Below are 13,324 nucleotides of genomic sequence, written 5' to 3'. Positions count from 1 at the left end.
GAAGATAGCAAAGTACTCAGTCTTGAGTGTAACTAAAGCGCTGTCATTGCTCATCCGTCTGGGGGCTGGGGATGAGGGACTGGGGATTGGGGACTGGTGATTGGGGACTGGGGATTGGGGAGATGAGGAAGATGAGGGAGACAAATCAATTCAAAATTCAAAATTCAAAATTCAAAATTCAAAATTCAAAAGAATACACTGTTCTCTGTTTCCTTTCAAAAATACCCATTACCCATTACCCATTACCAAATGACAAATGACCAATGACAAATGACAGCCTCAGCCAGTTATCTCTAATTTCGCCGACCTACTTACCAATTACCCACCAACTAACAGCAAAGTATTTTCTATTGATTGTCGTACATTAGGAGTCATATTAGTTGCACTATTGAGGCAATCTAATAGTAATTGATTGGCATACCAATATTGTTGTAAGTTCTGCCATTCTTCTGGGCTGAACTGCCAAGCATGACCAATTTGGCGGGAACCGATGATTAAAGTTCGCAATTTTCTAATCCAACCTTCACCATGAGTTTGCCACCACATTTTTAATGCTTCTCTACCCTGTTTTGGTGATGGTAGTTGGTTTTTCAATAATTTTAGTGATGTTTGTAAAGATGGTTCATCTGTGAGTAAATGTTCTAGGTCGAGGGCTAAACTTAACGCAAATAAGCGTTGGCTAAATATATCAGCTGTAATCGTCACACTTACTGATAGGGCATGAGTCAGGGCTAAATCCAAGGCTAAATCCAGAGAAAGATTACCAGCCATTTGCGGATCTAAAGATATCGCAAAATTCTGCGTCCGGGCTAAAGGATGTTCGGGAGGCAACGCAATGGTAAAGTAAAAAGCACGTACACTAGCAGGATGATACGCTCCCTTGATTGTCGAGGATTTCTCTATTAACCAGTTAAGAAAATCTTCTAGTTTTTCGTTGGTAGTTGCTAGTCGGTCGATTTGTTGCTTCATCAGCTGCAATAATTCATCAGCTGGTTGCAACATCTCTACAGTTAGTAAAAAGATTTCTCGCCAACGTTCTTCAGTAATTTGCCCCACAACTTCTTGTAGTGTTTGAGTATTGGCATTAGCAAAAATTTCTCTGGCTGTGAAGTATTCTTGAAAAGTCAAATGGGAAAAAGAATAAATGCCTCTAGCTCTTTCTACTAATAAACCATGTTGCGCTTCAATTGCCTTTAACACGGCTGCACTCTCTAATTCTAAAGCATCGGCATCATGTATCCCTTGGGGAAGATGAGATAGATAGTCGGCAATTAGCTGATGCATTTTATTTTCAGGGAGAAAATATTCTCCTTGAGCAAAGGTAATGGCTGCAATCCGACTCAGCAGTTTAATTTTTTGGAGTAGCGACAAATTCCGGTAAATTTGATCGCGTTTTATCCCTCTGGCTTCATCCCAGCGTACCAGCAGTAAATCTAATCCTTGTTTATATAGTTCAGCACGCTTAGAAGGAAAATCTTCGACAAACTGAAATAATAAACAAGTGAGATTTAACAAAATGGGAGTAGATGCTAACTCCAAAATTTGCACATTCTCTGCAAGTTCTAATTTTTGGATAAACTTACGTGCCAATGACTGTGCTTTAGCTGGACTTTTTTTAGCCACCGCTAAAAACCATTTGTTAGCGAAAGTAGCAATTTGTGATTTAGTAAAATCAGCAATTTCTACCTCTGTAAATCCTTGAAACCTGTAATATTGCGCTGCAACGCGGCAAGTAATAACTATAATATTTTTATGATAGATTTCAATAAACTGTCGCAGATTTTTGAGAAGTATTTCGCTATCTTGTTCTGCTACTTCATCTAAAGCATCTAATAAAAGTAGTACTTTTCCCTGAGATAATACTGTGATAATTTGCTGTTCGGTAATATCAAAAACTGCAAAATATTTATGAATGTATTTTACTAGGCTAGGTTGCAGGAGGTCTCTTGTATCTTCCGCAAAGTTTTTCAAATTGATAAATATTGGCAAACAATCAGGACGGAAGTTGCCTTGGTTACAATTGATCGCTAGTGATTGCAAAAATGTAGTTTTACCCGCGCCGGGTTTTCCTAACAACATCAATTTGGAATATTGTAATACTACATCTTGTCCGCTAACCCGTTTTTGACGGACTTTTCCTAAACCAAATCGCTCAAATTGCTCTCTATCAGGCGTTTGTAAATCATTAATATCTACCCATCTTTTACTATTAATTTCTTCTAGGATATTGACATCAACATATAACTCATTTATCCCAATAGGCCGTGCAATATCCAAAATATGCACCGTACCACACTGGGCTTGCATCCTTTCATATTGAGCAGACCTGAGCTTTTTTACTAAACTCTCAATATCTAAATGGAAATTCATATAGGTATTGAGTGGCTGTTCTTGATGTGTTATTTCATCCTCAGTACAATTTTGTGAGATTTCTAAAGGGTTTAAGTCCAAAACTAAGCAAATCTCGTTAAAAGCTTGGCGGTCTATTGGTTTACCAGTAAAAAACTTCCAAATTGGCTGACGAGTTTCTAAACCTACCGTCGCAGCTAGATATTCTTGCGTCCAACCTTTACGTTTAAAAGCCTGTTTAGCTTTTCTGATACCTTCTTCTGATGCTTGAAGAGATCTTTTTGCCATGCTCTCACCAAAAAAATATATAGAAATTGGCTGTTCGTATACAAAATATACAAGTTATACTAAATCTTATACTTGAACCCCAACACAATCACTAATATAAGCTATTTATAATAGTTTTCAAGTCAGCCAATTCTACATACCCAACTAGCTTATGGCATTGCTAAACAAAATATTTCCTTGTTATGCAATGCCGAAGCTTTTATTTAATTTCCAGGTATGAGAGTTAAAATTTTTCAGCAGTTTCTATTTAAAAAAAGTTTTCTAATTCAGCTGCTGGTAATGGACGGCTTAAAAGAAATCCTTGCATCGCATCACAATTAGATTGACGTAAAAAATCTAATTCGGCTTCTGTATCTACACTTTCAGCTATTACCCGGATATTTAGCTTATGAGCCATTTCAATTACGGCTTTGGTGAGAGCTGATTTTTGTGGATTTGAATCAATATTGTGAATAAAATATCGACCGATTTTTAAGGTATTAATAGGTAAATCTTTAAGGTTAACTAAAGAAGAAGAGCCAATACCAAAATCATCAAGACCGATTTTGACACCTAAAGAAAATAATTTACCCAGAATAGCGATCGCATTCGTGATGTCTTGCATCAGAGTGCTTTCACTCAGTTCTATTTCTAAGTGCTGCGGTGAGACCTTTTTACTTGCTAAAAGTTCAGATAGCTTTGAGATAAAATCTGGATCATAAAATTGACTTCCAGATACATTAACATTGATACTCAACGGTAAAAAGTCAAGATTATATTGCCAGCTTTTGATTTGCGAACAGACATTGGTCACTATCCATTGTTCAATTGGCAGAATTAAACCTGTAGATTCGGCTAATTGCATAAATTCTACCGGGGGAACCAAACCTAATTCTGGACTTTCCCAATACAATAGACTTTCGGCGGCGATAATCTTCCCAGAAGCGATATCTACTATGGGTTGATAATATAACTCGAATTCAGAAAATTTTCCCTCTTTAACTACTTGTTGTAAATAAGTTTCTAGTAACTGCATCTTGGGTGATAATGCCACATTTGCAGTTTGAGTTGATAATAAATGCTTTTTTAAAGCTGCTTGCTTTTCTAGGCGGTTGACTATTGCACTTAATAATTCGGCGCGGGTGAAAGGCTTGGTCAGATAGTCATCTGCGCCCATATCCATACCTTGGCGAAAATCGGCTTTTGCAGATTTAGCCGTTAAGAAAATAAAGGGAATTGTGGCCGTTAATGGGTCTTGGCGTAATGTAGTTAATACACCATAACCATCTACTTCCGGCATCATCATATCGCACAAAATTAAATCAGGTATTTCCGAGAAAGCTAAGTTAATGCCGACTCTGCCATTAGCAGCTGCAATAGTATCAAAATCTTCTGCATCTAGTAAATCTAATAGATTCTCCCGTACTAGTTCTTCATCTTCAATTACTAAAATTTTAGTCATAATTTAATTCTGTTTGTATTTGATTCTGTAAAGAGATTTTGTGAAAGTCAATTGGGTATTTAACTTGGTAATAAATGCCCATTCATCCTGATGTTAATCATTCATGACGCTGATTCATTGGGAGAGTGACTGTGAAAGTTGTCCCAACTCCTAGTTGAGTAGTGACAAAGATTTCACCCTGATGGATATCAACACATTTTTTCACAATTGCTAGCCCTAATCCAGTACCGATGATATTACCTACATTACTAGCTCGATGAAAAGATGCAAAGAGATACGGTAGATCTGCTTCAGGAATGCCTATTCCTTGGTCTTGAATTTCAAAAATTGCTCGTCCATTTTGACAAGTCAGAGTGAAATTGACATAGCGAGTATCCGGAGAATAGATGATGGCATTTGTGAGTAAATTACTGAGAATATATTTCAGCAATTTCTCATCCATGTAACATTCTATAAATTCATGTGGGCTGTGAAAATCAATACGGTGTTGCTGATGATCTAGTTGAACTTCTGCAACTAAATTATGACAGTATGCTACTAAATCAAAAGATGTCGGGTGATATTCTAGTATTCCCGCTTCGGCTTTACCAATAAACAAAATATCATTCAACATTTCTGTCATCCGATGGACAGAAGTTTGGATACGGTGAATGTGAATCAGTTGTTTTTCGTCTGTCCATTTGTGGCGGTAGTGTTCTAGTAACTCTGAAGAAGAGAGAATGGTACTCAACGGTGTGCGGAACTCATGAGAAGTCATGGTGATAAAACGAGATTTGAGTTCGTTGAGTTCTATTTCTTTCTCCAGTGCTGTTATTAACTCCTGTTCTAATTGTTTACGCTCTGTAATATCTGCCCAGTAACCAACAAGTTCCACAAAGTTACCAGCTTCATCTTTGATTGCATGGACTTGATCGTAAACCCAACGATAATTACCATCTTTGTGTAAAAAACGGTACTCATAGGAGTGATATCCTTGAGAAAAAATCTCAGATATTTTGGCAAAAACATCTGATACATCGTCTGGATGGATACGATTAGCCCAAAAACTAGAATCTTCGCGGAATTCTCTGGCTTCATAGCCCATCATGGCTTTGACATTTTCGCTAATAAAAGTTGCGCCAAAATCTCCGGAGACTTTGCAGCTATAAATTACAGCTGGGCTGGAAGCCAGTAAATATTGCAGTCGTTGTTGGCTAAGAAGTAGTGCTGTTTCTGCTTGTTTGCGTTCAGTAATATCTGTTTGGATGCCAATATAGTGAGTGAGTGTACCTGCAACATCATACACAGGAGAAATGTTGAGCTTAGTCCACAAAAGTTCGCCATCTTGACGATAGTTACGCAAAATAACGGTGCAGTCTTCTCCCGCTTGCATAGCTGCAATCAGTTGTTGTAATTGCGCTTGATTTTCATTGTTGTGGAATAAATTAAAGTTTTGCCCAATAACTTCTGTGGCACTATATCCAGTCATCCGCTCAAAGGCAGAATTAACATAGATAATCGGCCCATTAGGTATACTGGCATCAGCAATAATAATCCCGTTGCTACTAGCTGCGATCGCGCGATCGCGGAGTCGTAAACCTGCTTCTACTAACTGGCGGTGGGTAATATCAGTATGGTTACAAACTATTCCCAGCACTTTGCCAGTCGCATCTTTAATTGCATCAGCGCGCAGATATACTTGTAAGGTGCGACCACTGCGCGATCGCATGGTCACTTCTTGATGCCAGGAATTGCCTTGCACAAGTGTCTGATATAATTCCTCACGGTCTTGAGGCTGTTGGAAAATCGCTGCTAACCCGCCTGGTGCTTGTAATTCCCCTTGAGTATATTCATATAAATTGAGAAATGCTGGATTAAAGTAAATACCTTTACCTGTAATATCAACAATAACAACGCCATCACTCGTGCTTTCTATGGCTTGGCGTAGGCTGAGTAGTGATTCTTCAACTATTTTGCGTTCGGTAATATCTGTAGAAATGCCACAAATAGCATAGATATTACCATCGGTATCTTTTAAAGGAAAAATGTTCGACAGGTAAGTATGTAATCCATCGCCTTGGGGAACAACTTCCTCTACTTCTATGGGGTTACCATTAGTAATGACTGGGCGATTGTTGACTACAAACTGATCGGCAATCTCAACATCCCAAATGTCATAAACACTTTTACCTACTATCTCTGCTTGTTTAAGATTAAATAGTTTTTCATACTGGCTGTTGATCAGTAAGTATCTATTGTGAATATCTAATACAAAAATAGCTGCTGAAGAATTATCTAATATCGCTTGTAGCTGCTTTTGCGTTTCCCTTAATGATGCTGCTGCTTGATGGCGCTGGGTAACATCACGGCTCATACCGCGATAACCTGTGAATTGACCTTGAGAGTCAAACACAGGAATACCACTAGTTTCCAGTACAACTAAATGGCCATCTTGATGCATCTGGATGTTCTCCAGACATTGAAATATTTGTGGTGTGAGGAAAAATGCTGCAAAACTCTCAGCCAGAATTGTTCTCGTAGATAAGGGCATAAATTCCAAAGGAGTTTTACCCAGTAATTGCTCTGGTTCATATCCCAAAATTTCGCGAATTTGCGGGCTAACGTAGGTATAACGTGCTTTTTCATCAACTTCCCAGACTAAATCGCTGCTAGCTTCTACTAAGTTGCGGAAGCGTTCTTCACTATCTCGTAATTGGTCTTCAACAATTTGGCGCTCAGAAATCTCTGATAATAGCTGTTGATTAATTTGTTCTAACGCAATTGTCCGCTCTAATACTCGCCTTTCTAACTCTGCATTGGCTTGACTTAAATCTGCTTGTGTTTGTTTGAGTATGGTAATATCTTCGGCAATGCCGACAATGCGATAAATCTCTCCGAATTCATTTTTAATGGGGAAAGTTTTGCTGGCAATCCAGCGTAATTCACCATCAGGACGAATGATGCGATATTCTCCGTTGAAAGACTCACCTAATAAAAGATTTTCTCTGGCTGCAAGGATGCGATCGCGGTCTTGGGGATGGATCGAATCAAGATATTCTTGAAGATTTTCATCCAAGCGATCGCTGTTTCTGCCCCAAATTTGGGCGTAAGCGGGACTGACGTAATAAATTTTTTCTTCTTTTGCATCCCGCACAAAGAATACTTGCGGAATATTTTCTGTGAGTTGTTGAAATAATTCTGCTGTCTGTTTTATAGACGCTTCATCAGCTTTACGTTTGGTAATGTCTCGCTGGATGGCAGCAAAATAAATTATTGTCCCAGCTTCGTCTTTAATGGGATAGATGCTCATCTCTACCCAGTAGGGAGTACCATCCTTTTTATAGTTGAGTAATTCTGTCTTAATTGTCGATCCCGTTTGCAGTGCTGTGCGGATTTTTGCCAGTTCCGTCTGCGAAGTTTGCTTACCCTGTAACATCCGGGGTGTTTTGCCTACAATTTCACCCAAGTTGTAGCCGCACATCCGGGTAAAGGCTGTGTTCGCATAAACTATCCGTGGGTCTAGTTCATTTAGTGAACCTACTTCTGTAATCACAATGGCATCGTTAGCACTAGCTATTACCGACTCTAGCAACCATAACTGTTTGTCTATGGTATCGCATTGATCTATAGATGACTGGGGCTGTTGTTCTAGCACTTGACAAACGTTATCTAATGTGATAACACCGAACAGACAATCATTTTCATCGACGATTGGCAGCAAATCAACTTGAGATTGGCGTAATTGAGAAAGCAGCGTTGTTAAATCGTTAACCTCAGATAACTTGAGCTTGAGAATTGGAGTCTGCATTACCTCAGAGATTTTAGTAGTTTTCAAGTCAATCCCCCCAGCTACCAACTTGACCAGATTTTTCTGACTAAACCCGCCAAGAATCTCTGTAGATGAACCGACTAAAGCACTTTTGCCTTGACTTGCCATGAGAGCGATCGCATCTGACACCAATGTTTCCGGCCCAACAATCAACGGCTGAAAGTCAATCATTGACTTTAAGTCTTTTCGCCACAGCAGTTGAGGTATGCTTTGCATAGATGTTGGGGATGACTCCGATCTAAAAATAGTTATTGCCAGTTTTTATCTTGAAAGCCGAAGTTTACCACTTAAATAAAGTGGTAGTCTGAATAGAGCCTTGAAAGTAATAGTTCAAATTGAGATAACTAATTTTTGACCTCCTTAAGATTATTCCCAGCTATTGTAATATTTTCTTTCTAATAGTTAATTACCACTCGCGTATTAACACGGGAAAATTTATGTTATGTAGATACAACATTCTTAAGAATTATTAGGGATTGGGGGTTAGGGAAGGGGATTGGGGAACTCGGGGCCCCCTCTGGGGATAAGGGGTAATGGGGATTGGGATTTTTACAGAAAAATGATGGTGTGAACTTTAAGAAATACTAAAATATCAATTATCCAACTTTCTTTCTCAATCCTGCGCCTTGTTTCTCTGCAGCGTTAAAGATTAGCCTTTTTTTAAACACAACATGAAGGGCATAAGCGGATATAAATAATATTGCCTTCCCCCCCGCGCATCCACAGCATGAGGATATTTATTTAGAGAATTCCAAAAAATCAATTATCCCAATTTCTAGATTTCACAAGAATTTTAGGGATTTCCAAGAAATAAATTATTCCATCTTGTGGGGCGGGCAAGATGCCCGCCACATAAACTGGGCGGACAAGATGTCCACCCCACAATACATACTGGGATATTTTTTTATTTGGAAGTCCCTTACTCCCCTCTGCTCCCTACCCCTGTGCCTTTAAGGACGAGACTGCAACCGTCGTTCGCCGTAACGTAATAAACGTTCAATTGCTGCTAGACGATTCTCCCAGACTTTGACTTGATAGGGATTTTCTATTGCTTCTTGGCGCATCCAGGTTCGATATTGAGATTGGAATTGGCTGAGTGCAGCTTTAGCAGTAATGAACTTACTAGCAGAAGGTGAGGCTGCTAGCTGAGATAAAGCTGTTTGTAGAACTTGTGCTTGATTATTAAAATCAGCAATTGTAGCTGCTGGCATCCGCATTTGATCGCTTTGCAAAATAAATTTCCATTCTCTTTGTAAGCCGTTATAACGCACAGCAGCGGCTTGAAAAGGTTGACGATGGGGAATCGGTTCGGTGCTGGTAGGTTGGGCTTTACCTTGAGTATGACTAAAGATTTTGTGGAACTCGTTGTTCAAATTATCAACCGCAAAAAGTGCGTAACCGCTAACAGGTAAATCTCTTACCAATTGCAGTTGATCGAATGCGCCTACAGTTGGCAAAGAAAGCAGCCGAATTCCCGGTACTAATAAAGTTGCGCCTAATTGTGTAGAAGCAATCCAAGGTTGTGCTAGGCGTTGAAAGCGAGAAGTATCCAAAGCATAAGTCATGGGCACAATTAAATCGATATCTCCGCGCCTAGCCCAAACTTCCCAGTGCTGTTGCAGCTTGTGAATGCGTTCTATTTCTGGTAGGGGAAATACAGCCACGGAGACAATTAAATTAGAGCGTTTTTGTCGCAGTTGTTGGGAAACTTGGGCGACAAAACTATCAATTTGCTCGGTACGGAATGCTGTCCACTTTTGCCATAAATCGCGATCGCTAGGAGAAATTTTCGTGGGATCTACCCCTGTAAGTTGCTGAAATTGTTCTCTAGCGGCTTTACCATAGCCGTAAGTTCTCCCGGCGGCGGGGTCTTGGAAGGGATAACGGATATAATCTAATTGAATCCCGTCAACTTGATAACGAGTGACAATTTCTTCATACAGCCTGAGTAAATATTGCCGCAATTGGGGATTTGCTGGGTCAAAAAATGGTTTGGTTTGACCGATAGGAATCATGTTGCCACGATTATCGTAGTTTGCCCAATCGGGATTAGCTGCTAGCACTGGCCCAGGATAATCTGGCTTGGCGTTAATAATTTCATTGTGACGCTGATTACCCGCCGCAAAAGCCCAAACCCAAGCGTGTAGTTCCATATTTCTCGCATGGGCTAATTTGACGGCTGAGGCTAATGGATCCCAACCGCGAACTAAGGGGTTTTGTTGGGGTGCAACTTGGCTAGGATAAATTGTGTAACTGGCGTTGACGGTTTCAAAAAATACCGTGTTAATTCCTGATTGTGCCAGGCGATCAAAAATTTGTGCTAGTCCTTGCTCACTACCAGCACGGACAATTGTCCCCCTATCTAACCAAACTGAGCGAATTTCTGGTTGAGCTAATCTGCGATTTAAGGGAAACTGCTTCCACAAACTCGCCTTGGCTGTGAGCCACTGCTGACGAGCTAAAGCATAATTTTTTTGCGCCACCAACACAGGTATATTTTTGGCTATTTCTCTGGCTTGGGTAATTGCTACGGCTGTTTCTGGTATTTGCACGCCAGACCGACTAGCAATCAAGTTGGGGCGGTCTACCTTCAGCCCTTCGGTATTGCTGCTGGCAATATCTTCATTAGCACCATTGGTAGCAGCTGCTAAATTTGAACTCTCGACACGCCCAATCAGATTTTCTAGCTCCTGCTGCAGGGCGATCGCATCGCCGCTACTAATTGGTACATTCGAGTTGGGTACTACATCCAACCGCACTGTGTCTTCTAGTTGATCAATCGGCTCCTGGGAACTTTGACGTGTTACATTCGCTAACGGTCTAGGTTGGGGAGCCGTGGCGATCGCTTTTGGTGGCGTTTTAGTTTGTGGTTTTGGTGTATTGGTAATTGGCGGTTGCACAACTGGTTGAATCGCAGTTGTAATCACTGGTGGTAATGGTGAGGGTGTTGTGGATTTCGCCACTGTGGAAGTAGAACAAGTCGGTGAACCACCTTCGACCTTCCTACTAGCACTGGGTGGTAGCTTCATATAACGCGCGATCGCGGCTTTTAACCAAGCGTTATCTAACTCTGCACCTGCAACTGCATCTACACCCCAGCGCCAGCCTAACAAAGTGGAACGGTCAGTAGTGACTACAGCTGCCTGATTATCTGTACTATTCCATACTGCCGCAGGTGTACTGACGCTATCGGGTAAGATTACGCCACCATGTACTTTGCCAAACATCGCCCCTTGGTTGACCCAGTCTTCTGGTAGCTTGGTTTTTGCTGGTTGTAGCTCTTGCTTTTCACTCAAGCTAAATCCCCAAAAACCGCCTACAATACTTCGCAACAACTGGCGCACGCCTGGGGCTGACAAACTACCCACAGGGCCGCTAGCAATTAAACGCCCGCCTTTGCTCATCCATTCTTCTAAAGCGATGGTTTGTGCTGGTGTTAATGTTTCAACGTTAGGCAAAAATAATACCTTGCGATCGCCCAAATCTGTCGCACTTCGCACATCAGCTAGGGGGATCACACAATATTTCACCCCAGCCGCTTGCAAGCGATTAGTAATTGTTGACCATTGATTACTATTATCTTGACTATAAACTATGCTCAATACTGGTTCTTCATCTGCCGCAATTGCTGGTATAATTCCCAAACTATTTAATAGTAAAAATTGCAGATTAAAAATGAAGAATCCGGCTTTTTTTAGTTGTAATTGTTTGGTAACACGCTTTTCCTGATTCTTCACTCCTCACTCCTCATTTAGATTAATTAATTCTTCGTTTAATCATTAACTGAAGTAGGAAGTATAAAGTATAAAAATATCCTATACTCAAAGGATTTTACATCAATTGTCAGCATATAAATATTTGCTTGCCCAAAACTAGCAAGATATCTACTGATTTCTTACTGTATCCTTTACACTTTCCTACGGAAAAGGCAAAGCCCTAGACAGTTTATATTTCATCCAATACAGGTATTGATTAATTGCTCAATTCCTGATATTGGAAAGATTTTGGTTCCCAGTTTGCTAGCAACTTCTTTAATACTCATATCATCTAAAAATATCAATTCACCATGTTTAAGCATGACATTTGGCAGCAAAATACCATCACCTAAATCTTCACCTTTTAAGTTTAGAATTAAATCATGCCCAGTTAATAAACCAGTCACACTAATATTTTGTCCCCAATAATCGCTAGCCAAAGCACGCATATTTACCTGCAAACCCGCCACAGAGTTTAATTGTTTGAGGATGGGTTGAAATGCTTGCTCAACTGCATTACCAACTACCCAAGTTAATTTTTTCTCGGGAGAAATTTTAGCTGGGAGTGATTCCGCCGCAGCTGCAAATTGTTTAAGAAATAACCGAATCGAACCAACACCATTATCAATTTGGGGATACTCTTCATATTCAGCTTCACTAGGTAACTCTTCACCTGCAATTAAAAACCATTCATCAGCCAACCAAACCACGCTAGAACCGAACTTTTGGCGAAATTCTAAAGCAAGTGATCGCACTTGAGAAATCACTTCTTGCGCTTTTTCTGGTGTTACAGGGGTAAGTTCGTCTTGTTCGGGGCGAAACCTTGTTAAACCCACAGGGACTACTGCCACTGATGCCACTGTCGGCACTTCGCCAGTATAAAATGACGCTAAGTCCTCTAATGTTTGTTCCAAGTGTAAGCCATCATTTATACCAGGGCAAACTACGACTTGGGCATGAATTTGCAGTCGTCTTTCTTGGAACCATTTGAGTTGTTGTAAAATTTGCCCGGCGCGAGGATTTTTCAGGAGTTTAATTCTCACCTCTGGTTCTGTAGCATGAACAGAAACATATAAAGGAGATAGACGCATCTGTTCAATTCGCTGCCATTCCCGCTCTGGTAAATTGGTGAGAGTTAAATAAGACCCATATAAAAAGCTCAGACGATAATCGTCATCTTTAAAATACAAGCTAGAACGCTTTCCTGGTGGCTGTTGATCGATAAAGCAAAACGGACAGCGATTATTGCACTGAATTAAAGCATCAAACAGCGCCGTTTCAAATTCCAGCCCTAAGTCTTCGTCATAGTCTTTTTCAATTTCCACATTATGAGTTTTACCAGATGCATCCAAAACCTCTAGTTCTAAAACCTCATCAGCACATAAAAATTGATAATCAATCAAATCGCGGGGATTTGTACCGTTAATTGCAACGATCGCATCCCCCACCTCAAAGCCGATTTCAGCCGCGATGGAATCTGGTAAGACTTTACTAATTTTGGCAGGGTGAATTGTACTCATTTGTCATCTGTCATTTGTTATTTGTCATTTGTCACTAAGAACTATGACTAGTAGTCTGCCAAAGTTTTTTTCACAGGCGAGGGGAAAGGGTAAGGGGAAAAGGGTAAAGGTTTAGAACCCTTCCCCTTTCCCCTTTTGCCTTTCCCCAATCTACACCTGTGAA

At 40.3% G+C, this 13,324-nt stretch carries 5 protein-coding genes; all 5 read right to left on the bottom strand.

Annotated features, from left to right (window positions below):
- Nucleotides 1–318: 318 nt before the first annotated feature.
- Nucleotides 319–2,637, bottom strand: coding sequence for an NACHT domain-containing protein (locus tag HG267_RS04435; protein WP_045870406.1), 2,319 nt, complete (start codon nucleotides 2,635–2,637; stop codon nucleotides 319–321).
- Nucleotides 2,638–2,884: 247 nt separating this feature from the next.
- Nucleotides 2,885–4,078: an EAL domain-containing response regulator gene (locus HG267_RS04430; protein ID WP_045870405.1), complete on the bottom strand. Its 1,194-nt coding sequence runs from the start codon at nucleotides 4,076–4,078 to the stop codon at nucleotides 2,885–2,887.
- Between the two features lie 97 nt (nucleotides 4,079–4,175).
- On the bottom strand, nucleotides 4,176–8,102 hold the full coding sequence (locus HG267_RS04425; RefSeq protein WP_052335190.1) for a PAS domain S-box protein: 3,927 nt from the start codon (nucleotides 8,100–8,102) through the stop codon (nucleotides 4,176–4,178).
- Nucleotides 8,103–8,836: 734 nt separating this feature from the next.
- Entirely contained in the window at nucleotides 8,837–11,623 is a 2,787-nt protein-coding gene (locus HG267_RS04420) for a family 10 glycosylhydrolase (RefSeq protein WP_045870404.1), read from the bottom strand.
- Between the two features lie 215 nt (nucleotides 11,624–11,838).
- Nucleotides 11,839–13,161: a TIGR03279 family radical SAM protein gene (locus HG267_RS04415; RefSeq protein ID WP_045870403.1), complete on the bottom strand. Its 1,323-nt coding sequence runs from the start codon at nucleotides 13,159–13,161 to the stop codon at nucleotides 11,839–11,841.
- Nucleotides 13,162–13,324: the final 163 nt, after the last annotated feature.

The sequence above is a fragment of the Tolypothrix sp. PCC 7601 genome, assembly GCF_025677855.1.
In the GTDB taxonomy this organism is placed as follows: domain Bacteria; phylum Cyanobacteriota; class Cyanobacteriia; order Cyanobacteriales; family Nostocaceae; genus Aulosira; species Aulosira diplosiphon.
This window is presented reverse-complemented; position numbering and strand designations above follow the sequence as displayed.